Origin of the sequence: Nocardia elegans NBRC 108235 (assembly GCF_001612845.1) — a bacterium.
Lineage (GTDB): Bacteria > Actinomycetota > Actinomycetes > Mycobacteriales > Mycobacteriaceae > Nocardia > Nocardia nova.
The window spans coordinates 35,626-60,664 of the sequence record NZ_BDBF01000051.1 but is presented as its reverse complement, the minus strand read 5'-3'; the positions used below and the strand labels follow the sequence as shown (position 1 = coordinate 60,664).

Genomic DNA, 25,039 nt, shown 5'->3' with positions numbered 1-25,039 from the left:
TAGCGGCCGGGCGCCGGGCGGGTTGCCGCCTGCCGGACGCGGTGGTTGACCACCGGGTCCGGATTGCGGGCCGCGCGGGGGCCGACCGCCGTTCGGTCCATCGTCGTAAGGCGAAGTCACAGCCTGGATCTCCATAACTCGATACGGTCCGGATAACTCGGTGCGGGCGTGCGCGGCCGTCGTCGGCCGGTATGGGAACCGCTCCACATATCAGTCGAGTGTGCCCGTCATTCGGCGGCAGTCCGACGAGCGCCGCCACCACGACGGCGCCGCGGTGCCGGGGTGTGCCCCAGCACATACGACTGCACCAGATGATTCCAACTGCAGGTCCGGCACACCTCGACCACGTGCACCGAGAACTCTTCCCGAGTCTCGGCCAGCCGCACCAGTTCCTCGGGGGTTCGGGCCGAACCCGCGATCGGTCCCAATCCGTCGCCGTAGACCCACGAAACGAGCGTGAGCTGCTCTTTTCGGCAGATCGGACAGGTGACCTCGCTCCCCCGCCCGTGGAATTTCGCCGCACGCAGCAGGTACGGATTCGCATCACATACCTCGGCGACGTCCACACGGCCCGCATAGACATCGGCCAGCAGCGACCTGCGCCGGAGCGCATAGTCGACCACCTGCCGCTGAATTCGCACGGGTCCCAGAGTACTTGCGTCGGCGGGGGCACGGCATGCCACCGAGAGAAGCCACACGTTCCTTTCCACTCACTATATCGGTCCGATATAGTTTGTAATCGCATCCATCGGTTAGGTCTGTTCAATACAGTCAGGAGGTGAGGCCCGTGCTCGAACTCGCGATTCTCGGGCTGCTCCTGGAGTCACCCATGCACGGCTACGAGCTGCGCAAACGGTTGACGGGCCTGTTGGGACCGTTCCGGGCCTTCTCCTACGGGTCGCTGTACCCGACGCTGCGGCGCATGCAGACCGACGGTCTGATCGCCGAGGAGAGTCCGGCCGGCGCGGTCACCCGCCGGGCCCGCCGGGTCTACCAACTGACCGAATCGGGTCGAGAGCGGTTCGGTGAACTGCTCGCCGATACCGGCCCGCAGAACTACACCGATGACGGCTTCGGCGTTCATCTCGCCTTCTTCAGCCGCACCCCCGCCGAGGCGCGGATGCGGATCCTCGAGGGCAGACGACGGCAGGTCGAGGAGCGCCGAGAAGGACTGCGGGAGGCGATCAAACGCGCCAGCGGAACACTGGATCGCTACACCCGCCAGCTCCATCAACTCGGTCTCGAATCAAGCGAGCGCGAAGTGCGCTGGCTCAACGAGTTGATTGCAGCGGAGCAATCAATGAAGGCGGCACCACAGAAAGAGGGAAATGTCGGCCATGAGTGATGTCAACCCGGCTGCCAATGAGATTCGCGTGGCCATCGTCGGCGTGGGCAACTGCGCCTCCTCGCTGGTCCAGGGCGTGCAGTACTACAAGGACGCAGACGAGAACTCGACTGTGCCCGGCCTCATGCACGTCAAGTTCGGCCAGTACCACGTGCGCGATGTGAAGTTCGTCGCCGCATTCGACGTCGACGCGAAGAAGGTCGGATTCGACCTGTCCGATGCGATCTTCGCCAGCGAGAACAACACCATCAAGATCTCCGACGTGCCGCCGACCGGCGTCACCGTCCAGCGGGGCCCGACTCTCGACGGCATCGGCAAGTACTACGCGCAGACCATCGAGCTCTCCGAGGCCGAGCCGGTCGACGTCGTGCAGGCGCTGAAGGATGCCGAGGTCGACGTGCTGGTTTCGTACCTGCCTGTCGGTTCGGAAGATGCCGACAAGTTCTACGCGCAGTGTGCCATCGACGCCAACGTCGCATTCGTGAACGCGCTGCCCGTCTTCATCGCCTCCGACCCGGCCTGGGCGCAGAAGTTCGTCGATGCCGGCGTGCCGATCGTCGGTGACGACATCAAGTCTCAGGTCGGCGCGACCATCACCCACCGCGTGATGGCCAAGCTGTTCGAGGACCGCGGCGTGCAGCTGGACCGCACCATGCAGCTCAACGTCGGCGGCAACATGGACTTCAAGAACATGCTCGAGCGCGAGCGCCTGGAGTCGAAGAAGATCTCCAAGACCCAGGCGGTCACCAGCAACCTGAAGAGGGAGCTGGGCGCCAACGACGTGCACATCGGCCCGTCCGACCACGTCGGCTGGCTCGACGACCGCAAGTGGGCCTACGTGCGCCTCGAGGGCCGCGCCTTCGGTGACGTGCCGCTGAACCTGGAGTACAAGCTCGAGGTGTGGGACTCGCCGAACTCGGCCGGCATCATCATCGACGCCGTGCGCGCCGCCAAGATCGCCAAGGACCGCGGCATCGGCGGACCCGTCATCCCGGCGTCGGCCTACCTGATGAAGTCCCCGCCGAAGCAGCTCGCCGACGACGTCGCGCGCACCCAGCTGGAAGCGTTCATCATCGGCGCTGAGTAGTTCGGCCTCGCTTCGCTCGGCGTGTTCGCGGCGCGGTGTCTGATGGCCTCGCTTCGCTCGGCGAGCCGGCCGCGAACGGGGCCTCCTCGAGGTCGGCCCGTGCGGGGTTGGTGTGGGCGCGGATGTCGCCTGTCGCACCGGACTTCGAATCAGGCTGGGCCCCCGCGATTTTCCGCAGGGGCCCAGCCTGATTTCGTTCTCTTCCGTTCGGCGCTCAGTCGAGTGACACGTACACCTCGACCGAGGTGGGGCCGGTGTAGCGTTCGATCTCCGCGGTGTGGGAGCGGGTGATCGTGCCGGCGCTTTCGGCCTTGGCGACCTCGGCCCAGGCGGTGCGGAGCAGGTCGTAGGGCTTGTCGGAGACGACGAATTTGGCGTAGCGACCCGCGGGAATGCGGGTGATCACGTCGCCGGTGTCGAGTTCGTCGAGTCCGCCGAGTTCGTAGCCGAGGACCGCGACGGCGTGGTCGTCCTGGCCGATGTAGGCCGCGACGCGCGGGACGTTCTTCTCCCGCGACAGATAGCGGTCCCAGGTGAAGTTCACCAGATCCAGATCTCGTGCGGTCACCTCGCGCCCGGCCAGCGGGACGGTGAGACCGCCGACGAGGCTCGGTTCCAGGGTGACGATTTCGAAGTCCACGAGTCCCTACCTGTTCTCGCCGGAATCGGCTTGGGCCACACCGTTGTTCAACGCGTCGGTCAGCGGATCGCTCTGCAGGGCGACGAACACCTCGACCGTGCGCGCCTCCGGATAGTGCTCGAAATCGCCGGTGTAGGCCCGCACCAGCGCGCCGGCCGCTTCCAGATCCCAGACCGCGCGCCAGATCGAGACGATGGTGTCGCCCAGGTTGTCGCCGGTGCGCAGGAAGCGCGCGAACTTCGCCGCGGGGACGCGGGCCAGCACATCACCGGGCTGCAGATCGTCGAGGCTCTCGCACCGGTAGCCGACGATATGGGTCAGATAGGAACCGATCTCGGGCGCGTGGTCGACATATGCGGTCGCCGGCGGGCCGGGTAACCGGCGCGCCAGAGTTCGCTTCCACGCCTCTTCCACCTTCTGCCGGCGCGGTCCCTCGACCGCCAGCGCCGGGCTGCGTAGCACCGTGCCCGCCACCAGTGTCTCGTGGCGCTCCACCACTTCGAAATCCACCCGTGTCGCCCCTAATGTCTCGTGTTCAACCCCGTTCCACCCTATCGGCGTGTGCTGGGTGATGGCCGGATTACTCCAATTCGTTTCATCACAGCGTGCCGGATCGGACCGTCATCCCGGAACCGGGACGGTCAGCCCCGGAAAGATCTCCACCTGCCGCGGCGGCGGGGGTGGCGGCGGTGGCGGCGGAGCGGGCGGAATGACGATCACCGGCGGTGGCTGCCGCTCCGACTGCGACGGCGGTTGCAGGACGTCGAACGGCGCGTTCCCGGTGGGCCGCGGCGCCGCGGTCTGGGGCTCCGGCTCCGTGAACGGCCCCGCCGAATTCGGTGGCGGGGGCGCCGCGAACGGCCCGGCCGCGGCGCTCGGATCGGGATTCGCGAACTGCTCGACCGGAGTGCCGGCGAGTGCGCCGTCCATGGTGCGCTTCCAGATGTCGGACGGCAGCCCGGAGCCGTAGATCATGCCGCCGCCCGCCGTGCGGATCGGCTCCGGCTGATCGGTACCCACCCACACCGCGGTGGACAGCGACGGGGTGAAACCGATCATCCAGGCGTCCTTGTTCTCGCCGGTGTCTCCGAGCTGCGTCGTCCCGGTCTTGGCCGCCGACGGACGCCCCGCCAGTGTGTGGCCGTTCGAATACGCGGGAATGGGCTGCATCGCCTTGGTGGCCGTATCGGTGATCCCGCGCGGGAAGCGCTGCTGCGGCGGCGGCAGCTGCCCGCCCCCGGGCACCCCACGATCGAGCAGTACCCGGCCGTCACCGGCCACCACTCGCTGCACGAAGTACGGCTGGTGATAGCTGCCCGACGCCGCGATGGTGGCATAGGCCGAGGCCATATCGATGGGCCGCACCGAGTACACGCCGAGGACGACCGTCGGCGCCGGCTGCCCGTCGGGTTCCGACAGTGAGGTGCCCGGTACGCCCGGGATCTGCTGGGGGATACCGGCCTGGTGGGCGGCATCGGCCACCGCCCGGGGCCCGATGGCTTGGGTGAGCCGGATGAAACTGGTGTTCAGCGAACGCTTGTAGGCCTCGGCGAGACTGCAGGTTCCGCAGGATTCTCCCTCGACGTTGGTCACCCGCACCCCGTTCACCACGACCGGCGAACTGTCCAGCTGGGACGTCAGCGTGAAGCCCTGCTGCAGCGCCGCCAGCACGGCGAAGGTCTTGAAGGAGGACCCGGTCTGCAGGGGAGCCTGGGCGAAGTCGTAGCCGACTCCGTCTTCGCCGCCGTAGTAGGCCCGGATCGCACCCGAACGCGGATCGATCGACACCACCGCACTGCGCAGCTGCGGCGGCTGGCCGTCGAGGGTGCGGTGCACCGCGTCCAGCGCGGCCTGCTGCGCTTTGGCGTCGATGGTCGTCGTGATCTGCAACGCGCCGGTGTTGATCTCCTGATCGCTGATCCCCGCCGCGCGCAACTCCTTCAGCACCTGGGTGCGGATCAGCCCGGCGGGGCCGCGGGCGGCGTCGTCGTCGGGTTTGGGTGCGGGCGCGATCGTCGGGAATCGCACCTTGTCGCGTTCGCCGAGTGGCAGCACGCCCATCCCGACCATGCCGTCGAGCACGTAGTTCCACCGGGCTTTCAGCTGTTCGAGGTGCGTCTCGGGGTCCAGGATCGACGGCGTGCGCACCACTGCGGCCAGGACCGCGCCCTCGGCAAGGGTCAGCTGCGAGACCGGTTTGTCGAAGTACGCGCGCGCGGCCGCCGCGATCCCGTAGGCATCCCGGCCGTAGTAGATGGTGTTGAGATATGCCGCGAGAATGTCGTCCTTACTCCACTGCCGCGCCATCTTCGCCGAGATCACCAGCTCCCGCATCTTGCGCGACAGGGTGCGCTCCGAGCTGAGGAAGGCGTTCTTGACGTACTGCTGGGTGATGGTGGATCCACCGCCCGCGTCGTCGCGGCCGAGCAGATTGTCGCGCGCCGCGCGCAGGAAGGCCGGCGCCGAGAATCCGGGATTGCGGTAGAAGTCGCGATCCTCGGCCGAAAGCATGGCGTCGCGCATGGTCTGCGGCACCTCCGACAGCGGCACCGGCGTGCGATTGCCTTCGGGGGGAATGATTTTCGCCAGGACGGTCGTTCCGTCGGCGGCGGTGACGGTGGCTATCTGATTGGTCTGCACGGCACTCGGATCGGGTATCTCGGCGCTCCAGTACGCGAGCACCAACAGCAACGACGGAATCGCGACGAAGATCAGGAACAGGGCCAGCAGCAGACGCCGAATCCGCTGACCGCGTGTGCGCGGCGGGCGTTCGCGGGCGCCGGCCGGTTTCTCGCGGCGGCGGGGCCTCCCGGTGTTCGGCCGGGACACACCGTCGAGCTGCTTCCACCCGGCAATCGAGGCATAAGGCGCCGTTTCCGGGCGGCCGCGCCGCGGTTTGCGGGTCGAGCTCACGATCATCTCCTCCCGGAGCGTCGGCGAACCAGCGAGAAACAACGATCCCGTCCAGCCTACGGGGCCGGTCGGTCGTCAACCAGAACAGCTAATACCCAGTAAATCGTGATCTCATTCGAAAACCGGTCACGACCGGCCGACGGCGCATCGGTGTGAGCCGAATAACCACGTCGGCAACCGGACTCACCGCCATGAAGCAGAGGCGGAACGCAACGGATATCCGACGCCGTGTCGACCGCCCGGTTGCCCGGACCGAAACGGATGAATTAGACATCCGACATGGATTTTGTGAAGTGAGGCACGAGCGGTCGTTCCGAATGGTAGCTCGACAAACTGCCTGGTAGCTTCCGTTTTGCCCACGTGCAACGTCGCGCATCGCATTCGATCTCTCACTCGCCGAACGTCTTTCTCCCGCCGTCCGTGTGCCTCTGCCCTGGCACGAGGCGGGAATCGTCATATCCGTCCACCGCCGATCGCGCGGGTCGTCGTCGACCCCGAAATCGGTGGCGGCACTGATGGAGCCTTCATGACACGCACCATCGCGATGCCTCCGAATCGCGTACTCGACATACCCGACGACGTCGTCCGGAGCCGTGGCCTGCTGACGGGTTACTTCGCCGGTCTCGGCGTGGTGATGGCCGTCTGGGGAACGCGGATCCCCGCGGTCCAGGAATCCGCCGGACTCGGCACCGCCGGGCTGGCCGGGGTCCTGCTCGCCGCCGCGGTCGGCATGGTCGCCGGCCTCCAGGTCGGCGGTCGCCTCGCCCGGCCTGCTCGATTGCCCCAGCTGTTGACCGTCGGCGGAGTCGGTCTGGCCCTGTGTCTCGCGCTGGTCGGCAGCTGCCGGATGCCGATCGCGCTCGTCGCCGCGGCGCTGTGCTTCGGCGCCGCGCACGGGGTACTCGACGTCGCGGCGAATGCCGCCGCAGTACGCTGCCAGAACGCCTACGGCCGGCCGATCATGTCCGGCCTGCACGCGGCCTACAGCCTCGGCGCGCTGGGCGGAGCGGTGATAGCCGTTGTCGCCGCGCATATTTCGCACACTTACGTCTTCGGTCTCACCGCGGCCGCGGTCGTCCTCGCGACGATCGCCGCGGCGCCCGCCACGCGCTGTGTCGGCTCGCCGGTTGCCTACCCGGGGGCAGTGGTTGGTGAGCGTGCGCCCGGACTGTCGCGGTCCCGGATCTGGTTGCTGGGCGGACTGGCCGCGGCGTGTCTGCTCGGCGAGGGCGCGGCGGCCGATTGGTCGGCGGTCCACCTGACCGGCCTGCACGCCTCGGCCGCGGTCGGCGCCGGCGCATACGCCGCGTACAGCGCCGCGATGGCGGCCGGACGTCTCGTCGGCGATCGGCTCACCGCTCGCTTCGGAGCGCCGAAAGTCGTTCGGGCAGGCGCGATTCTGGCGTCGGCCGGACTTCTCACCGGTGTGTCGGTCAACGATGTGCCCTTCGCGTTGGCCGGCTGGGCCGTCTTCGGCCTCGGCCTAGCCGTCACGATTCCTTCCCTGTTCAGCACGGCCGGCACGGGAGGTCCGCGCGCCGTCGCCGCCGTGGCCGTCGCCGGATATCTCGGACTACTCGCGGGACCGGCCCTCATCGGGGCCGTGGCCACCGTCACGACCCTGCCCGTCGCCCTCGTGCTGCCCGCCTTGCTCGCCGCGGGCGTGGCCGCTCTGTCTCATCGAGCATTGGAGAACCAGTGGTAAGCGCTCTGTCTCACTCATCCACGGACCTCGACGCGGTCATCTTCGACTACAACGGCGTCATCGGCCTGCAGCCGACCACTCCCATGTGGAGCGGTCTCGCCGAACTCGCCGGATGGCGCACCGAGGACCTCACTCACTTCCAGACCGCCTTCTGGAGCGCTCGCGAACCCTACGATTCCGGCGAGTTCGACGACACGGACTTCTGGACCGCGGTGCTCGGCCGCCGGCCCGAACCGGCATTGCTCACCCGCTTACGTGCCGTCGACACCGCGTTGTGGACGCGGACCGATCACCGCGTCGTCAGCCTCCTGCACCAGGCCCGCCAGGCGGATCTGCCGATGGTGTTGCTGTCCAACGCGCCCCACCCGGTCGGCGACGCGCTCGACGCCTCCGACTGGCGCGGCCTGATGACCGATGCCCTCTACTCGGCCCGGCTCGGCATGAACAAACCGCACCTCGACACCTACCGAAATGCCTTGGCCGCCACCGGAGTCGGTGATCCGGGTCGTGTGATGTTCATCGACGACCGACCCGACAACTGCGAAGCGGCGGCACGACTCGGCCTGCGAACCCTCCACTACACCGGCTCACCCGCCGATATCGAAAGGCAGCTCGGGACGAAATCGGCCGCCGCCTGCCCTAGCTCTTGACGCCGCCCGCGGTGAGGCCGGAGATGATGCGGCGCTGGAACAGCAACACCATGATCACCAGCGGCACGGTGACGATGATGCCCGCCGCCATGATCGCCGCATACGGCTGCACCAGCGGATCGTTACCGGAGAACCGCGCGATCGCGACCGTCACGGGTTCTGTCCGGTCGACCGAGAGCAGACTGGCCAGCAGGTACTCGTTCACCGCGGCGATGAACGCGAGGATCGCCGTGGTGAACACCGCGGGCGCGGCCAGCGGCAGCATCACCAGCCGGAACGCCTGGAACCGGCTCGCGCCGTCGATCCGGGCCGCTTCCTCGAGCTCCCAGGGCAGCTCGCCGAAGAACGAGGCCAGGACGTAGACCGTCATCGGCAGCACGAACGAGATGTTCGGGATGATCATCGCCTGGTAGTGCCCGATCCAGCCGATGTTGGTGAACAGCTGGAACAGCGGCGTCACCAGGACGACCACCGGGAACATCGAGGCGCTCAGGATCAAGCCGGCCACGAGGGTCTTACCGCGAAAGGCCATGCGCGCCAAGGCGTAGGCGGCCATCATGCCGATCAGCAGTGCGATCACGGTGGTGGCCGCGCCGATGACGACGCTGTTGGTCAGCGCCCGCCCGAAGTCGTTGCCGCGGCTGGTGTCGAACGCGTTGCGGAAGTTCTCGAAGGTCAGGTGGGTGGGCCACGGGGTGTTGTCGAAGGTGTAGTCCGGATCGCGGAAGGCGGTCACCGCCATCCAGTAGAACGGGGCCAGGCCCCAGATCAGCACGATCAACGCACCGACGTACACCCGCGCGGACCGCCACGGTTTGCGCCCAGAGGTAGCAGTGGTCATCAATGTGCCTTCCGCTGTTCTTCCTGCGTCGCCACCGCATTGGCGCCCAGTATCTTCACCAGCACGAATGCCACCGCGAAAATCATCAGGAAGGTGAGCACCGACAGCGCGGCCGCGCTGTTGGAGCCCTGCCGCACCTGATCGACCACGAGGATCGAAATGGTCCGGGTCGCCGGGTTGCCCTGCATCATGATGGCCGGCAGGTCGTAGAGGCGCAGCGCGTCCATGGTCCGGAACAGCACCGCGACCAGCAGCGCCGGCTTCAGCAGCGGCAGCGTGATGTGGGTGAAGCGCTGCCACGCCGAGGCGCCGTCGACCTTGGCCGCCTCGTACACGTCGTTCGGGATCACCTGCAGTCCGGCGAGAATCAGCAACGCCATGAACGGGGTGGTCTTCCAGACGTCGGCGATGATCACCGCGAATCGCGACCACCACGGATCGGTCTGCCACAGGATGTGCGTGTGCAGCACCCGGTTGACCACGCCGTTGTACTGGAACATGAACTCCCACAACCGGGCGGTCACCGCGGTCGGGATGGCCCAGGGGATCAGCACCGCGGCACGCAGCAGCGCGCGGCCGCGGAAGGTCTTGCCCATCACGGTCGCCATGCCGAGGCCGATGGTCGCCTCCAGCGTCACGGTGATCACCGTGAACAGCAGGGTGATCCCGATGGCCGCCCAGAACTGCGACCCCAGGTTGCCGGTGGGGCACGGCTCGGTTCCGCCGCCGGGCAGGGTGCACTGCTGCAGCAGCCAGTGCGTGTAGTTGCTGAACCCGGCGCTGCCGCCCTCGACGAACATGCCGGTGGCGGGGTCGAGCCCGGCGTCCTTCTGGAACGACATCCACACCGCGCGCACCACCGGATAGCCGATGACGACCGCGAGCGCCACCAGCACCGGTGCGACGAACAACCACGCGCGCCCCGACCCCTGCGGGAGCCGTAAGCCCCGGGAGTTACTGTCGCGCTTCGGTTTCGGGCTCACCGGCAGATCGTCGGGTGGCGCGAGATCGGTCGCACCCGAAGGACTCGACACGTTCAACTCTCCTACGGGGCAGACTGCGGACAGGGTCAGGAGCCGGCGGCTTCGATGCCCTTCTGCATGCCGATGATCGCGTCATCGACTGATTTCTTACCGGTCAACGCAGCATATGCGTTGTCCTGGATGGCCTTCGACACCGCCGGGTAGAAGGGGGTCACCGGGCGCGGCACAGCGCTGGCGATCGAATCCTTCAGCGCGGGCAGATACGGGAACTTCGCGATCAGCGCCGGATCGTCGTACATCGACGACCGGACCGACGGGAACGCGCCCTCGGCGACGATGCGCTGGGCATCCTCGCTGATCAGGAAGCGCAGGAAGTCCAGCGCGGTGGCCTTGTGCTTGGAGTAGGCGCTGATGGCGGCGTTGTAACCACCGAGCGTGGAGGCGCCGATGCCGTCCTTACCGGGCAGCGGGGAGACGCCGAAATTGCCCTTCACCGCGGAGGAGTCGGCCTGGGCCACACCGTAGAAGTTGGGCCAGGTGCGCAGGAACAGCAGCTTGCCCGAGGCGAAGGCGTTCTGGCTCTCCGGCTCCTTGAAGGAGATGGCCTCCTTGGGGATGTCGCCGTTCTTGTAGGCGTCGGTGAGCACCTGCAGGCCGGCGCGCGACTGCGGGGAGTTCACGGTCGCGGTCTTGCCGTCCGGGCCGACGAACGAGCCGCCGTAGGCGTTGATCACCTCGGCCGCGTTCACGGTCAGACCTTCGTAGGGCGCGAACTGCCCTGCGTAGCAGCCGATTCCGTGATCACGCGCGATATTGCAGTCGGCCAGCAGTTCCGGCCAGGTCTTCGGCGGATTCGGTACCAGATCCTTGCGGTAGTACAGCAGGCCGCCGTTGGTGTTGCGCGGCGCGGCGTAGAGGGTGCCCTGGTAGGTCGCGCTGGCGACGGTCGGCGAGAGCAGCGTGGAGGTGTCGAGGGCGAAGGAGTCCTTCAGCGGCTGAATCCAGCCCTTGGCCGCGAACTCGGCGGTCCACGGCACGTCCAGCGCCATCACGTCGTAGTCGGACTGTTTGGCCCGCATGTGCTGGGCCAGGTCGTCGTACTGCTGGGACGCGTCGTTGGACTGCTCTTTGAACGTCACCTGCTCGTTCGGATGGGCGGCGTTCCACCGGTCGATGAGCTGCTTGACCGCACCCGTCTCGGTGGTGTCCTTACCCTCGACATAGGTGATCGGACCGCGCCCGCCCAGGTTCTGGCCAGTCGGGTTGCTGCCGTCGCCGCTCGAACAGGCGCTCGTCAACCCGGCGGTGAGCAGTGCCACCGACGCGGTGGCCAGTGCGGCGCGGGACACGAGGGACGAGCGTCGTGACGCGGCGCGCGCGCGAACCTTACGCGCCTTGTTCGAGGACGCCTTGTTCAAAGCCATCGATACTCCAGGGTCGTAACGAACACAGGTGCCAGGCGTGAGCGCCCGCACACTGCGCCGGTTGCACAAGGCAAGATACATTGTTCGGCTGCTCCGTGGGATTCGGCGTCCGCCCCCGCCCTCCGTGGTTACGCGAGCTGCCGCCTCCGGGCGGGTGCTACCTCCGGGTGGGATTCGGCGTCCGCCCCCGCCCTCCGTGGTTACGCGAGCTGCCGCCTTCCCCCGGCGATCGTATGGGGATGTCGGTGCGTTCTCGTATCCTGGCGCTCGATGTCGACCCAGATGCCCCAGGACAAGTTGCTCACCCGGATCGGTGGGCTGTTGCGTCAGGCCGAGTCGACCGACAACGAGCACGAGGCCGAGGCGTTCATGGCGGCTGCCCAGCGCCTGGCGACCCGTTCGTCGATCGACCTGGCGGTGGCCCGTGCCCATATCGCCGGCCGCGAACGCCGCCCGACACCGATGCAGAAGGTCGTCCCGATCGGCGAGGCGGGGAAGAAAGGGCTGCGCACCTACGTGCAGTTGTTCGTGGCGATCGCCGCGGCCAACGATGTGCGCTGCGATGTGACCCGCACGTCCACGCAGGTGTACGCCTACGGCTTCGACACCGATATCGCGACCTGCGAGGCGCTGTACACGAGCCTGCTGGTGCAGATGGTGCGGGCGTCGGACCACTACATCAAATCCGGCGCCTACAAATCGGCGACCGTGGAGAAGGTCGTGGTGGAGACGCGCTGGGGTCGCAGGGTGCAGCGTCGCATACAGGCCCCTGTCGCAGCGGTGACGGCTCGGCTGAATTTCCAGATGGCCTTCGCCGACCGGATCGGCCGCCGGCTCGCGCAGGTGAAGGCGGATGTGGAGGCCGAGGCGGTGCGCGACGATCCCGGCTCCGCGGAATCGGCCGCGGGCACCGCGCTGGCCCTGCGCAACAAGGACCTCGAGCTCACCGATTTCTACTCCCGCACCTCCGACGCCCGCGGCACCTGGCGCGGCCCGCAGGAATCCACGGGGTACTCGCCGGCCGCGCGACGTGCCGGGGATCGTGCCGGCCGAAGCGCACGGCTGGGTTTATCCCCCGAATTGTCCACCGGGCGAGGGCGTCTCGAAGCGCCCGGAGCATGAGCCGCACGAGAGCGGCGCAGTGCGGCGCCGTCCTGATGTGCCCGTCGCACCGCGAGCCGCAGTTGTGACGAAGCGAGATTCGCAGCGCAGCCGCGTTTACGATGCCGAGGGTCTGGTGCGGCGGATGTTCGAACGAGCCGAGGAATTCGGGGCTCGCACGGTCGACTTGCACGGCTCGCAGCTCACGCTGCCGATCGAGCGGAAGTTCGCCTCGGTCGAGTCGGTCCAGAGCTATGTGGACCGGATACTGGCATTGAATTGGGTACGCGCGCAATGGCTTCGGGCCGATATGCCGCTCGCGGTGCGTGCCCGCGCGGGCACCGCCGCGGCGCACTACGAAACCGGCCGCGCCGTCCTTGCCGTCCCCCTACACACCGGCGGAACCGCGTGGGCGCTGCGCGAACTGGTCATACTCCACGAAATCGCCCACCACTTGGAGCCGCCCGGCGCCGACCTCGCCCCGCACGGCCCGGAATTCTGTACGCGCTACCTCGAGTTGGTCGACGGGATCATCGGCCCGGAAGCCGCCCTTCTTCTGCGCGCCACTCTGCACGACTGTGGCGCCCGAGTGGGATGAACCGATGTCCCGGGCCGTACCGCACGGCCCGGGACACGAGCGCTACTGCCCGGGCGCCTGCGCCCGCACCGTAGGGTCGATGAGGCCGAAGATCTCGCCCTGCGGAGCCTGGACGACGGCGGAGCGGCCGAACGGCGTGTCGTCCGGTCCCATCAGTGCCGTGGCACCGAGTTCGGTTGCGCGGGAGAGTCTTTCGTCCGTCCCGGCGACCTGGAACCAGGTGAGCCAGTAGGGCGGGTTGTCGCCGGGTGCGCTGCCGGCGTCCATGACGCCGCCGGCGACGTCCGCGCCGGGCGGGGAGAAGGTGGAATAGACGAAGTTCTCACCGTCGCCGATTTCGTCGAAGGTCCAGCCGAAGACGCGGCGGTAGAACTCCTGTGCGGTGGCGTAGTCGCCGGTGTGCAGTTCGTTCCAGCAATAGGAGCCGGGTTCGTTGTAAATACCGGCGCCGGTGTGGGCTTTGGCCTGCCAGACGCCGAAGATGCCGCCGGTCGGGTCGGAGGCCACGCACATGCGGCCCACGTCCATGACATCGAAGGGCGGGACGAACACGGTTCCCCCGGCCGCGCCGATGGCCTCGGCGACCGCGTCGACGTCGTCGGCGGCGAGGTAGGTGGTCCACACCGAGGGCATCGGCGCCTCGCCCATCTTGGGGCCGATTCCGGCGGCCGGTTTACCGTTCAGCATCGCCATCAGATATCCCCCGGCCTCGGGCGGGCTGTCCATGATCTCCCACCCCAGCAAACCGGAGTAGAAGTCGCGGGCAGCCTGCGGATTGTCGACCGAACAGTCGATCCAGCAGGGCGTACCCTGCGGCCACGCAGAATCACGAGTGGGCATTGCGGAACTCCTATCGTGTGTTCGAGCACGTGAGAACTGCCGATGGCACACGATCAGCTAATCACAGACGGGCGGATGGGAAAACCCTCGTCCCGCACCCGCCGAGGCGTGAGAGGCCGCGATCAATCCAGGAGCCGCAGCACCCGCTCCAGCCGGCTTCGCCACCACGCCGTGCGCTCCGGATCGGGATGGCGGAAGCGTTCCAGCAGTGCGGGATCCGGGATGGGCGGGGTGCGCGGAACGCTCAGATATCCGTCGACGGGGCGTAGTGACTCCGCGACCACGTCGCCGGTGAACAGGTCGACGGTGCCCAGCCCGCAGGCGTGGTCGAGTTCCGGCAGGGCGCCGGCCAGCGCGAGCTGGGCCGACAGTCCGACGCTCGTCTCCAGTGCCGAGGAGATCACGCACGGCAGTCCCGCCGCCTGCGCCACCCGCAGTGCCCGCCGCACCCCGCCGAGCGGCGTGCATTTCAGTACGGCGATATCGGCCGCTCCCGCCACCGCGACCCGCAGCGGATCCTCGGCACGCCGGATGGATTCGTCCGCGGCGACGGGAATGTCGACCCGCCGCCGCACCGCCGCCAGCTCCTCGATTGTCCGGCACGGTTGCTCGGCGTATTCCAAACCCTGTGCGGCACGGTCGATCTGACGCAAGTTGGTGACCGCGGTATCGACATCCCAGACCGCGTTGGCATCGACCCGGACGGCGCCGTCGCGGCCCAGCGCATCGCGGACGGCCGCCACCCGCTCGATATCCTCGGCGAGCGAGTCGGGATGATCGGCGATCTTGACTTTCGCGGTGTGGCAACCGGATTCGGCGACGATGGAATACGCGCGCTCGGGTCCGACCGCGGGAACGGTGCAATTGACCGGAATGCGATCCCGGACCGGTTCCGGCCAGCCTTCCTCGATCTGCTCGACCGTGGTGGCGAGCCAGTTCGCGGCCTCGCGGTCGTCGTATTCGACGAACGGGCAGAACTCACCCCAGCCGCGCGGTCCTTCGAGCAGCATTCCCTCACGGACGGTGATGCCGCGGAAGCGAGTACGCAGCGGAATCGCGTAAACCAGGGCCGCCGCCGGATCCAGATCGCTCACCCGGGCCAGCCTAACCCTGCGAAACGGCGACGGACCGGCGGCCGACCAGTGGTGCTTGCGAGCACCGGCCGGAGGGAGTTTCCATAAGTAGCCATGGAGTTCTGGCCGGCTCGCCCGCCGCTGCGGCGCGGCGATGCCGTGCTGAGTGCCGCGGTCTATCTGGCCGGTTGCGGTGTGGCGTGGGTGATCTGGCGGTACGGCCTGCCGTACCGGGATATGGCGCGGCAGCGCACTCGGCCGGGGGACAGTCATCTGCCGCTGGCCTACGCCGTGGCGTTCCTGTCCCTGGTCGGTGCGCTGCTGCTGGCCGGGCGGTGGACCCTGCGGGCGTTACGGGAACGCCGCCCGGCCTGGCCTTACGCGCTGCTCACCCTGCCGCTGCTGGCCGAGGCATGGCTGCTCGGTTTCGCGGCGGCGCTGGTCGTGGTGTCGGTCTGAGACTCAGAGCCGCTCGTAGATGGTCGCGTTCGCCAAACCGCCTGCCTCGCACATGGTTTGCAGTCCGAAGCGGGCCCCGCGTTCGTGCAGTGCGTGGACCAGCGTGGTCGCCAGCCGCGCACCGGAGGCGCCGAGCGGATGCCCCAGCGCGATCGCGCCGCCGTTGACGTTCACCCGGGACAGATCCGCGCCGGTATCGGCGGCCCAGGCCAGGACCACCGAGGCGAAGGCCTCGTTGACCTCGAACAGGTCGATATCGGCCAACGACAGGCCCGAGCGCTGCAACACCTTCCGCGTCGCCGGGATCACCGCGGTGAGCATCAGCAGCGGATCGTCGCCCGCGACCGCGAAACTGTGCAGCCGGGCCAGTGGCCGCAGGCCCAGTTGCGCCGCCTTCTCACTGGTCATGATCAGCACCGCCGCGCTGCCGTCGTTGATCTGACTCGCATTGGCGGCGGTCACGTTCCAGCCGATCTCGGGGAATCGGGTGGCGTAGGCCTCGCTGTAGTAGGCCGGCCGTAGCCCGGCCAGGGTTTCCAGGGTGCTGCCGACGCGAATGCCCTCGTCGGTGCTCAACCCGGCCAACGGCGCCAGTTGGGCCTCGAAGGTTCCGTTCTTCGTTGCGGTGGCGGCCTTTTCGTGACTGGCGAGCGAGAATTCGTCCATGGCGGCGCGCGCTATGCCCCAGCGCGCCGCGATCAGTTCCGCGCTGATCCCCTGCGGTACCAGCTCGTCCGGATACCGCTCGGCGAAGGCCACGCCGTTGATATCGGTGGCGCCCGCCACGCTCGACCCCATCGGCACCCGGCTCATCGACTCCAGACCGCCGGCGACGACGATGTCGTAGGCCCCGGCCAGCACGCCCTGCGCGGCGAAGTGGATGGCCTGCTGGCTGCTACCGCACTGCCGGTCGACCGTGGTGGCCGGAACGGATTCCGGATATCCGGCCGCGAGCGCGGCCCGGCGGGTGATGTTGACCGACTGCTCGCCGACCTGGGTGACCACACCGCCGATGACGTCGTCGATCAGCACCGGATCGATCCCGCTTCGCCGCACGACCTCGCGCAGGCTGTGGGCGAACAGGTCGACCGGATGCAGTTCGTGCAGCGCTCCGGTGGCTTTGCCCTTACCGATCGGGGTGCGTACGGCCTCGACGATCACTGCGTCTCTCATGGCGATTCCTCCGGTATCGCGCCGTTGCGACATCTGACTCAGTCGCTCTAAAGCCAGCCTAGGAGCTGGCATTAGTTGTGACAAGTCAGAGTTGGTATGATCGTCGCCATGCCCGTGAAGTTGGAAGGACCCCTGCGTGATCTGAATTCGTGGAAGCCGGACGGCTGTTCCATCGTGAAGGCGCTGGATATCGTCGGCGCACGCTCGACGATGCTGATTCTGCGCGAATCCATCTACGGCACCACCCGCTTCGACGGTTTCGCGGCGCGGGTGGGTATCACCGATGCCGCCGCGGCCGCCGCGCTGCGCAAACTGACCGACGCGGGACTGCTGCGCAAACAGCCGTATCGGGAAGAGGGTAAGCGCACCCGCAACGAGTACGTGCTCACCGAGATGGGCCGGGATCTGCTGCCGGCGATCTTCGCGCTGTGGCAGTGGGGGGACAAATATCTGCAGGGCGGAGTGCCGCCGCTGGAGCGGATCGAGGACACCACCGGTGAACCGGTGCGGGTGGAGTTGCGCGGCGCCGGCGGTGACGAGGTCGCGCTCGAGGACATCCGGGTCCGGGTCAACCAGGACTGGCGCCGGGCGCGCGTCGGAGCCCGCGATGTGACCGCACAGCGATGAGACGATCGGCACGGGTCTTCGGGCGGACCGGTGCGTGGGCTGTGACGATCGTGCCCTCGAGCACCCGGAAGCGCTCGAGGGCAACGATATTCGAATCCTAGGTCAGCCGCGCACCGCTGGCCGGGTCGAAGAAATAGGTGTGCTCCGCATCGCTGGTGAGCGTCAGCTTGTCGCCCTTCTGCGGCGGATTGCGCCAGTCGGCGCGGGCGACGATCGTCTGATCTCCGCCGGCCTCGCCCAGGGTGCGGCCGTAGATGTAGGCGTCCGAACCCAGCTCCTCGACCACATCGATCTCCATGGCGATGCCGTCGGAACCGCCGGCCGGATCGAAATGCTCCGGCCGGATGCCGACCACCACGGTCTCGCCCGCGGCGTCGGCCACCGTGCGCGGGAGCGTGATCGAATGTCCGCCGAGGGTCACCGAACCGTCCGACACCGGCAGGGTGAACAGGTTCATCGCCGGGGAGCCCATGAAGCCCGCGACGAACAGATTCGCCGGATCCCGATACAGATCCCGCGGTGAGGCGCACTGCTGCAGCAGTCCGTCCTTGAGCACCGCCACCCGGTCGCCCATGGTCATCGCCTCCACCTGGTCGTGGGTGACGTAGACCGTGGTGGTGCCGAGCCGGCGCTGCAGCTGGGCGATCTGCGTGCGGGTCTGCACGCGCAGTTTCGCATCCAGATTCGACAGCGGTTCGTCCATCAGGAATACCTGCGGCTGCCGCACGATCGCGCGTCCCATCGCGACCCGCTGACGCTGACCGCCGGACAGCGCCTTGGGCTTGCGGTCCAGGAAGTCCTCGAGGTCGAGCAGTTTCGCCGCCTCCAGCACGCGCTGCGTGCGCTCGGCCTTACCGACCTTGGCCATCTTCAGCGCGAAACCCATGTTCTCCGCGACCGTCATATGCGGGTACAGCGCGTAGTTCTGGAAGACCATCGCGATATCGCGCTGTTTGGGTTCGGCGTCGGTGACATCCTTCTCGCCGATCAGAATGCGGCCGTCGTCGACCTCCTCGAGTCCGGCCAGCATGCGCAGCGAGGTGGATTTGCCGCATCCGGACGGTCCGACCAGTACCAGGAATTCGCCGTCGGCGATCTCGAGATTCAGCTTGTCGACGGCGGGTTTGGTCCCACCCGGGTAGAGCCGGGTGGCGTGGTCGAAGGTGACCGTGGCCATGGTGAATCAATCCCTTCACCGGCAGGAACGTGCCGGACGATCCGAGTAGAGGGGGGCGGTGCGCGCCCCACAGTAACCCAGCGGACCAAACTCGAGTTCTGTGTCCGCCAGACTCGAGAGCCAGCGCGGAAATCGTTCCCGCGCCGTAGGCGTAGCCGGCGCCCTGGATATCCTGGTCCGGAACGACGGCGCCACAGTGTGCAGTGCGAAGGTCACGCTTTCGTTCACATCCGAGGAATGAGGTGCGTTCGTGAAGGGCGTCGCGGACGGCTGAGGAAATCCCGCGGAAGGTCGCCGAGGATGAGGCCTATCGGAACGCGCAGCGCAACAACGATCCTGCCAACGCGCGAATCGAAAGCGATCGCCCGCCTTGCCCGATGTGATGCTCGGCCTGGTCGCCGAACAGACGCAGATGTTCAAGGAGTTCAGCGACAACGAGACGATCTGCTCTGCCTGTTGGGAAGTCGACGACGAACGCGTCGCGCTTGGCCGAGTGCGCTCGGTTCAGTCGCGACAACGTCTATACCGTGAGCACTCCGGAAATGTGCAGCAGTGGTTCGTCGTATCCGGGGCTGAGATTTGTTCGCACAGACTCCCCCTCAGGAACAACAGTTGAACTCGGCCCAATCGAAACCCTACGGGCGCAAACCAGATCGACCCTACGCTGTTGCGTTCCGTACCCGACTGTCGCTATGTTGATGTCGAGATACACAGAAGGGGGCTCGCGTGTCGACTGAGTTTGGCACGCCCGGAACACATTTCGCGATGGTTCCAGGCGTAGTGAGAATGAGCGGTGGCTGAACTCGGTGGGAACAATCTCGCCGCAGTCCTATGAGAGCGCGGCAAAGAACTGCTACGACTTGTCGGAAAAATTCCAGACCGTATACAATTCGTTGCAAAGCGTACTTTTGGAAACCAGCGCGATGGCCGGTGGCTATCAGGCGGTCAAGCCATGGTCCAAAGCTTACGACGACCGCTCCGCCGCAGTGACGCTCGTGGCGACCAACTTCGCGCGGGCACTGCAACACTTCGGGGACGTATTGACGGCGGCCGGCTATAACTGGAAGTGCGCGGAGTATAAAGCGAACCACAATCCCAACAAGGGAGACCCGCCATCGTTGCCCAGCGGTTTCCCTTCGGAACTGCCCTACGGCTCAGGGATAGTTACCGGTGTCGCGTCATCCGGGACCCAAAGCCGTGGACTGGAGACAGACTGGACCGAACTGCAAAACAAGGTGACCGCGCTCGTCTCAGGCGGAGAAGTCCCTGACGGGGACACGGAAAAGCTCGCAAGCGCGGCAACCGCATGGAAGACATTCGCTGAGTCAGACCCTGTATATGGCGGGACGGGACGACTATTAACGGTCGCCGCGGGCCTGCAGCGCGGCTATGGAGCCAACCCCCCAGCCGATATACCCAACCACGTAGACCACCTACACACGCTCGCGCAGAGCCTCCGCGAGATCGAAGCCGCTGCCCGCGACATCGCGACCGCAGTCGATACCCACAAGACGGCTTTGACCACGATGCGTTCGGATATGAACACCCAATTCGCCATGGTGGTGGTCGTCACCTCCATCCAGATCGGGCGTTCGATGGTACGGGTCAAAGCGCCACCAACGAAGCAAAAGAAGCCGAGTGAGAAACCGACACCCAGCGATAGCCAAGAAGAGAACGACTTCCTGGACCAGGCTGCCGGAGCTTTGGCCGGCCCCGCCAATACATTTCTCACAGCGCTCGAGGGTTTCGTCTTTACGGTCGCTGTCCTGACGACGGGCGGATTACCGGCCATTGCCGGACTACCGGTATTGTTGACCGAAATAGACCCCAATAAGAAGGATGGTACTGATCGGGGTCGGCCCGCATTCAACGGAGCAGATGAAGCCCAAAAAGTCCGAGATCGCCTGGGCGCAAGCGGAGAGGCAATCGGGAAGAAGCGCAATGTCGCAGTCGCTCGGGGCGAGGTCGACGGCCAGGAAGTTAGCCTGGACGCGGTCAGTGGCACAAACTCGCCGACGAGCACCGTTCCTACGCCGGATAACCCGATCCTCAAGCCGCAGTCGGAGGACGGGTCTGTCGCCCGGCCTACTGATTCCGAGTTCAAGATCCTCGATAACCTGGCACAACAACTCCGCCCGGGCGCCAAGGGTACTATCAACCTGTATACCGAGCGTCCGCCCTGCGACTCTTGCCTCAATGTTATCGAGCAATTCAAGCAGAAATATCCCGGAGTAGAGGTTGTGGTTACCTATGGTGAGTGATGCTAGCAGGCAAGATATAGAATCGTTCGGTAGAGAGCTGATGGCATCCGGGTTTGCGACCCAGGAATCGATCATCGGATGTAACACTGAAGAGATAGCGCAAGTGTACGCGGTCGCCCCCGTTGGGTTCTCTGTTCCGGGCGAGTATCATGCCTTTCTCGAACATATGGGCAAGAAGGCCGGTACCCTTTTCAGAGGAACTGACTTATTCTTTCCGCAGATGCTTGACTCCAGAGATGCGGCGGTAGACATCTCCGGCGAGGGCCTGTCTTTGGACGATCGCTTCTTCTTCGGCGACCACCAAGGTTATAAAGTCTATTTCTTCAAGCTGGGGTCGGAGGCTGTTTATACCTACCAAGAGGGGGATCCCGAGGAAACGAAGCTTGCAGACGGGTTCATCGCATTCCTGCGGCAGTCCTGGAACGTCCAGCGGAAACTTCGCGAGTCCACGACGGCGATGCGCAATCAGAGCGAGCGACCGTGACCATGGGGGTTACCCGCCGCTCATCCTGAGATTGATGTCCTGCGCTTCCTGGTAGGCGGTGCGGGCGGTTCGGATGGCGGCGTGCATGGTGGTGAGGCCCTCGACGACTTCGGCGGCTCCCAGGGCCCATTCCTGGTAGGCCTGGTGCTGGGCGTCGGCGGCTTTGCCATGCCAGGTTTGCTGGATGGCCGCGATGCGCTGGTCGATGCCGTCGAGGCTATCGGTGAGGAAACCGATGAATCCGTCGGCGCGAGAGGCGAGTTGGTCGAGGTCGTCGAGGTCGAAGCTGAAGTCGCGGGAATAGTCGGTCATCACATATTCAGGATCGGTAGGTCGAGGCTGTGAAAGGTAGACGCGCCTGCGGTGTCCTGGTGGGCGATGATTTTGCTGGTGACCCCGAGCAGGGCAGCCATGGCGGCGAGAGCATCGAGAACATCGGCGGCACCTTCTTTCGTTTCGGTCCACCCGCTATCGAAGGACTCCGCGGCGGTGCCAGTCCAGGTGGTGAGGGCGGCGGCGACTTCGCGATCGAGGGTGTTCAGCCCATTGATGAGTGATTCGGCAACTTGCTGGATGTAGCTGCCGGCATCGGTGACCTCGTCCGGCACCATTGCGAAAACCTGTTCAGGCGAACTCGATTCAACAGACACATAGCCCCCTCTTCTTGGCATACTATCACCCGACGCTAGCTAGCGGGGCTTTTCCAGACAGAGGGTGTAGAGGCGGACGGCGGTGGCGGTGGCGCCGTGGCTGCCTGCGACCTTGCGATGATTCGGTCCTGGACTGTCCGGATAGCAGGTCCTTCAGAGTGAAGCCGGACGTGTTGTAGACGAGTAGCCTCGTCAAGGGCCGCTGACCGGCCGCGAGAGCAGCTCACGAGACGAAGGAGCATCGGATGACTCGACCGGTTCGCATCGGAGTTCAGCTACAGCCGCAACATGCTCCCGACTACGGGTTGATCCGGGATGCCGTGCGCCGGGCCGAGGATGCGGGCGTGGACATCGTCTTCAACTGGGACCACTTCTATCCGCTCTACGGCGATCCCGACGGCGCTCACTTCGAATGCTGGACCATGCTCGGCGCGATCGCCGAGCAGACCGAACGAGTCGAACTCGGCGCCCTGGTGACGGGCGGCGGATATCGCAATCCCGATCTGCTCGCCGATATGGCCCGCACTGTCGACCACATCTCCGGCGGCCGGCTGATCCTCGGCATCGGCGCCGGCTGGTTCCAGAAGGACTACGACGAGTACGGCTACGAATTCGGCACGCCCGGAACACGTCTGGCGTTGCTGAAGGAATATCTCGCCCGCATCGACGCCCGGCTGCCGAAACTGAATCCGCAGCCGACGCGCCACATTCCGATCCTGATCGGCGGCGGTGGTGAGCGAAAGACGTTGCGACTGGTCGCCGAATACGCCGACATCTGGCACAGTTTCGCCGATATCGAAGCGCTGGAACGGAAGTCGAAGATTCTGGCCGAGCACTGCGCCGAGGTCGGCACCGACGCGAACCGGATCGAGCGGTCGGTGTCCTGGCCCGGCGCCGAACAGGCCGAGCGGCTGGTGCAGGCCGGCGCGACCCTGTTCACCGTGGGCGTCGGCGGGCCCGACTACGACCTGAGCGTGGTGGAGCAGGCCGTCGCATGGCGGGACAACTTCAATCCGGAGTCGGTGACCGGTATCGCCTGACCGAACACCGCCTGATCGAACACCGCCTGATCGAATCAGTGGGATTCGATTTCCGCCGGGCGATGTGGCAGGGGCGGCGGCCCGTGGACCCGCGCCGCCGCCCTCAGGGCCCTACCGGCCCGGCTAGGGTTCTCGGCTATGGCCCGTTTGCCCGTCTCGCGCCCGCGTGCGCTGATCGCGCTGATGGCGGCGATGATGCTGCTGTTCGCCGTCGCCTGCAGCTCCGATGGCGGCAGTTCGTCGCAGGCCTCGAACCTGTGCGCACCCCCCGGACCGTCGGCCGCCTCCCCCGCGCCGACGAAACTGGCGAGCGGTGCGACGGCCGGCACCGATCGATACACCACCGCGACCACCGCGCCGCTGAGTTCGATCGACATCACCAAGCTCGGTTTGTCCCAGCCCGGGGTGCTCAGCGTGGGCACGCTCTCGGACGCGCCGCCGAGTATCTGCGTGGATCCGTCGGGGACCTTCACCGGATTCGACAACGAACTGCTGAAGGCGATAGGCGCGAAACTCGGACTCCGGGTGCAGTTCTCCGGCACCGAATTCGCCTCGCTGCTCTCGCTGGTCGCCACCGGCCGGTTCGACGTGGGATCGTCGAGCATCACTACGACCGATGCCCGGCGGCAGCAGGTCGGCTTCACCAACGGCTACGATTTCGGCTATTTCTCGCTCGCGGTGCCCAACGGCAGTGCGATCCAGGGGTTTTCGGATCTGAAACCGGGCGTGCGGATCGGCGTGGTACAGGGCACCGTGCAGGACGAATACGTCACCGGCACCTTGCATCTGGACGCGGTGAAATTCCCCGACTACAACACCGCCTACGCGAATCTGAAGACCGGGCAGATCGACGCCTGGGTCGCGCCCTCGCAGCAGGCCACCGGTGCGATCAAACCGGGTGATCCCGCCTCTATCGTGCAGAACACCTTCAGCCTGGACAATTTCACCGCCTGGGCGGTGCGCAAGAACAACCAGCCGCTGATCGACGCACTGAATTCCGGCCTGGACGCGGTGATCGCCGACGGGACCTACGCCAAGCTCTACTCCGACTGGGTGCCGCGGCCGCTGCCGCCGGGCTGGAAACCGGGCTCCAAATCGGCTCCGATGCCGCAACTTCCGGACTTCGAGAAGATCGCGGCCGAACATCGGCACAGCGATCAGCAGAACGCGCCGAAATCGACCCTCGCACAATTGAAGGACACGTTCTTCGATTGGTCGTTGTACCGCAAGGCATTTCCCGATCTCTTCACAACCGGCCTGCCGAATACGCTGATTCTGGCGCTGGTTTCGGGCGTGCTCGGCACGCTCATCGGCATTCTGCTCGCGGTGGCCGGTATTTCTCGCACCCGCTGGTTGCGCTGGCCTGCCCGGGTCTACACCGACATCTTCCGCGGTTTGCCGGCGGTGGTGATCATCCTGTTGATCGGCCTGGGCATCGGCCCGGTGGTGAAGGGGATCACCGGGAACAATCCGTACTGGCTGGGCGCGGTGGCGCTGGCGCTGCTGGCCTCGGCCTATATCGGCGAGATCTTCCGCTCGGGCATTCAATCGGTGGAGCCGGGACAGTTGGAGGCCGCCCGGGCCATCGGATTCGGCTATCGGCAGTCGATGACGCTGGTGGTGATTCCCCAGGGCGTGCGGCGAGTGCTGCCGGCGCTGATGAACCAGTTCATCGCGCTGATCAAGGATTCCTCGCTGATCTACTTCCTCGGCCTGCTCGCCTCCCAGCGGGAACTGTTCGCCGTCGGCCGCGACCTGAATTCGCAGACCGGAAATCTGTCACCGCTGGTCGCGGCGGGCCTGGTCTATCTGCTGCTCACCATCCCGCTCACCCATCTGGTGAACTACATCGACCGCCGATTGCGCACCGGCCGCGCCGAAGCCGCCGCCGACGAAATCGACCAGGCTGTCATCACGGAAGGACGCGGAGCGTGAGCGACCAGGATGCGAGAGGCGTGAGCGACCAGG

General features: G+C 66.4%; 25 protein-coding genes. 12 read left to right on the top strand and 13 right to left on the bottom strand.

What is annotated here, in order from left to right; genetic code table 11:
- Positions 1–227 precede the first annotated feature (227 nt).
- The gene (locus NE2_RS28855) at positions 228–641 is read right to left on the bottom strand and encodes a DUF5318 domain-containing protein (RefSeq protein ID WP_030514161.1); all 414 of its coding nucleotides are present in this window, start codon (positions 639–641) and stop codon (positions 228–230) included.
- A gap of 146 nt (positions 642–787) precedes the next feature.
- Here NE2_RS28855 and NE2_RS28850 point away from each other — a divergent pair, with 146 nt between their 5' ends.
- Entirely contained in the window at positions 788–1,345 is a 558-nt protein-coding gene (locus NE2_RS28850) for a PadR family transcriptional regulator (protein WP_036507131.1), read from the top strand.
- The gene (locus tag NE2_RS28845; protein WP_063031161.1) at positions 1,338–2,432 is read left to right on the top strand and encodes an inositol-3-phosphate synthase; all 1,095 of its coding nucleotides are present in this window, start codon (positions 1,338–1,340) and stop codon (positions 2,430–2,432) included. The genes NE2_RS28850 and NE2_RS28845 overlap by 8 nt, the downstream gene beginning before the upstream one ends.
- Positions 2,433–2,646: 214 nt before the next feature.
- Here the strand turns inward: NE2_RS28845 and NE2_RS28840 are convergent, their stop codons facing one another.
- From NE2_RS28840 to NE2_RS28830, 3 genes are all read right to left on the bottom strand, one after another.
- Positions 2,647–3,072: a GyrI-like domain-containing protein gene (locus NE2_RS28840; protein ID WP_062966483.1), complete on the bottom strand. Its 426-nt coding sequence runs from the start codon at positions 3,070–3,072 to the stop codon at positions 2,647–2,649.
- Positions 3,073–3,078: 6 nt separating this feature from the next.
- Positions 3,079–3,582 carry a GyrI-like domain-containing protein gene (locus tag NE2_RS28835; protein WP_063011594.1) on the bottom strand — a complete coding sequence of 168 codons (504 nt, stop codon included), beginning with the start codon at positions 3,580–3,582 and terminating at the stop codon, positions 3,079–3,081.
- 111 nt (positions 3,583–3,693) lie between these two features.
- Positions 3,694–5,991, bottom strand: a complete 2,298-nt coding sequence (locus NE2_RS28830; protein ID WP_063031159.1) for a transglycosylase domain-containing protein — start codon at positions 5,989–5,991, stop codon at positions 3,694–3,696.
- A gap of 520 nt (positions 5,992–6,511) precedes the next feature.
- Between NE2_RS28830 and NE2_RS28825 the strand changes: the two genes are divergently transcribed.
- The gene (locus NE2_RS28825; RefSeq protein WP_218018685.1) at positions 6,512–7,690 is read left to right on the top strand and encodes an MFS transporter; all 1,179 of its coding nucleotides are present in this window, start codon (positions 6,512–6,514) and stop codon (positions 7,688–7,690) included.
- On the top strand, positions 7,684–8,340 hold the full coding sequence (locus tag NE2_RS28820; RefSeq protein WP_233429902.1) for an HAD family hydrolase: 657 nt from the start codon (positions 7,684–7,686) through the stop codon (positions 8,338–8,340). The genes NE2_RS28825 and NE2_RS28820 overlap by 7 nt, the downstream gene beginning before the upstream one ends.
- Here the strand turns inward: NE2_RS28820 and NE2_RS28815 are convergent.
- The 3 genes from NE2_RS28815 to NE2_RS28805 form a co-directional block, all read right to left on the bottom strand.
- On the bottom strand, positions 8,330–9,181 hold the full coding sequence (locus NE2_RS28815) for a carbohydrate ABC transporter permease (RefSeq protein ID WP_063031157.1): 852 nt from the start codon (positions 9,179–9,181) through the stop codon (positions 8,330–8,332). The two genes, NE2_RS28820 and NE2_RS28815, sit on opposite strands and share 11 nt — an antisense overlap.
- Positions 9,181–10,164, bottom strand: a complete 984-nt coding sequence (locus NE2_RS28810) for a carbohydrate ABC transporter permease (RefSeq protein WP_051043442.1) — start codon at positions 10,162–10,164, stop codon at positions 9,181–9,183. The genes NE2_RS28815 and NE2_RS28810 overlap by 1 nt, the downstream gene beginning before the upstream one ends.
- Positions 10,165–10,250: 86 nt before the next feature.
- Entirely contained in the window at positions 10,251–11,513 is a 1,263-nt protein-coding gene (locus NE2_RS28805; RefSeq protein WP_373862288.1) for an ABC transporter substrate-binding protein, read from the bottom strand.
- Positions 11,514–11,870: 357 nt separating this feature from the next.
- Between NE2_RS28805 and NE2_RS28800 the strand changes: the two genes are divergently transcribed.
- Entirely contained in the window at positions 11,871–12,710 is an 840-nt protein-coding gene (locus tag NE2_RS28800; RefSeq protein WP_063031179.1) for a DUF2786 domain-containing protein, read from the top strand.
- Between the two features lie 64 nt (positions 12,711–12,774).
- Positions 12,775–13,287: a TIGR04338 family metallohydrolase gene (locus NE2_RS28795; RefSeq protein WP_063031153.1), complete on the top strand. Its 513-nt coding sequence runs from the start codon at positions 12,775–12,777 to the stop codon at positions 13,285–13,287.
- Between the two features lie 42 nt (positions 13,288–13,329).
- Here the strand turns inward: NE2_RS28795 and NE2_RS28790 are convergent, their stop codons facing one another.
- Together NE2_RS28790 and NE2_RS28785 are read right to left on the bottom strand one after the other, a co-directional pair.
- Positions 13,330–14,127, bottom strand: coding sequence for a VOC family protein (locus tag NE2_RS28790; protein WP_063031150.1), 798 nt, complete (start codon positions 14,125–14,127; stop codon positions 13,330–13,332).
- 122 nt (positions 14,128–14,249) lie between these two features.
- On the bottom strand, positions 14,250–15,221 hold the full coding sequence (locus tag NE2_RS28785; protein ID WP_063031148.1) for an o-succinylbenzoate synthase: 972 nt from the start codon (positions 15,219–15,221) through the stop codon (positions 14,250–14,252).
- A gap of 93 nt (positions 15,222–15,314) precedes the next feature.
- Here NE2_RS28785 and NE2_RS28780 point away from each other — a divergent pair, with 93 nt between their 5' ends.
- Complete coding sequence (locus NE2_RS28780) at positions 15,315–15,659, top strand: hypothetical protein (RefSeq protein WP_063031146.1); 345 nt, start codon at positions 15,315–15,317, stop codon at positions 15,657–15,659.
- 3 nt (positions 15,660–15,662) lie between these two features.
- On the opposite strand, the gene NE2_RS28775 is transcribed toward NE2_RS28780, so the two are convergent.
- Positions 15,663–16,832, bottom strand: coding sequence for a thiolase family protein (locus NE2_RS28775; RefSeq protein WP_063031177.1), 1,170 nt, complete (start codon positions 16,830–16,832; stop codon positions 15,663–15,665).
- A 108-nt stretch (positions 16,833–16,940) separates the two neighbouring features.
- On the opposite strand from NE2_RS28775, the gene NE2_RS28770 reads away from it, so the two are divergent.
- On the top strand, positions 16,941–17,459 hold the full coding sequence (locus tag NE2_RS28770; protein WP_063031175.1) for a winged helix-turn-helix transcriptional regulator: 519 nt from the start codon (positions 16,941–16,943) through the stop codon (positions 17,457–17,459).
- 97 nt (positions 17,460–17,556) lie between these two features.
- Here NE2_RS28770 and NE2_RS28765 read toward each other — a convergent pair whose 3' ends face one another.
- A complete protein-coding gene (locus NE2_RS28765) occupies positions 17,557–18,636 on the bottom strand; it encodes an ABC transporter ATP-binding protein (RefSeq protein ID WP_063031144.1) in 1,080 nt (359 codons plus the stop codon).
- An 806-nt stretch (positions 18,637–19,442) separates the two neighbouring features.
- On the opposite strand from NE2_RS28765, the gene NE2_RS28755 reads away from it, so the two are divergent.
- Both NE2_RS28755 and NE2_RS28750 read left to right on the top strand, forming a co-directional pair.
- The gene (locus NE2_RS28755; RefSeq protein WP_146165230.1) at positions 19,443–20,897 is read left to right on the top strand and encodes a deaminase domain-containing protein; all 1,455 of its coding nucleotides are present in this window, start codon (positions 19,443–19,445) and stop codon (positions 20,895–20,897) included.
- Complete coding sequence (locus NE2_RS28750; protein WP_084494396.1) at positions 20,887–21,381, top strand: SMI1/KNR4 family protein; 495 nt, start codon at positions 20,887–20,889, stop codon at positions 21,379–21,381. The genes NE2_RS28755 and NE2_RS28750 overlap by 11 nt, the downstream gene beginning before the upstream one ends.
- A 9-nt stretch (positions 21,382–21,390) precedes the next feature.
- On the opposite strand, the gene NE2_RS28745 is transcribed toward NE2_RS28750, so the two are convergent.
- Positions 21,391–21,693 carry a WXG100 family type VII secretion target gene (locus tag NE2_RS28745; protein WP_063031136.1) on the bottom strand — a complete coding sequence of 101 codons (303 nt, stop codon included), beginning with the start codon at positions 21,691–21,693 and terminating at the stop codon, positions 21,391–21,393.
- Positions 21,693–22,031, bottom strand: a complete 339-nt coding sequence (locus tag NE2_RS28740; protein ID WP_167356793.1) for a WXG100 family type VII secretion target — start codon at positions 22,029–22,031, stop codon at positions 21,693–21,695. The genes NE2_RS28745 and NE2_RS28740 overlap by 1 nt, the downstream gene beginning before the upstream one ends.
- Positions 22,032–22,276: 245 nt before the next feature.
- Here NE2_RS28740 and NE2_RS28735 point away from each other — a divergent pair, with 245 nt between their 5' ends.
- Together NE2_RS28735 and NE2_RS28730 are read left to right on the top strand one after the other, a co-directional pair.
- Entirely contained in the window at positions 22,277–23,071 is a 795-nt protein-coding gene (locus NE2_RS28735; RefSeq protein ID WP_063031132.1) for an LLM class F420-dependent oxidoreductase, read from the top strand.
- Positions 23,072–23,209: 138 nt separating this feature from the next.
- Complete coding sequence (locus NE2_RS28730; RefSeq protein ID WP_063031130.1) at positions 23,210–25,006, top strand: ABC transporter substrate-binding protein/permease; 1,797 nt, start codon at positions 23,210–23,212, stop codon at positions 25,004–25,006.
- Positions 25,007–25,039 lie beyond the last annotated feature (33 nt).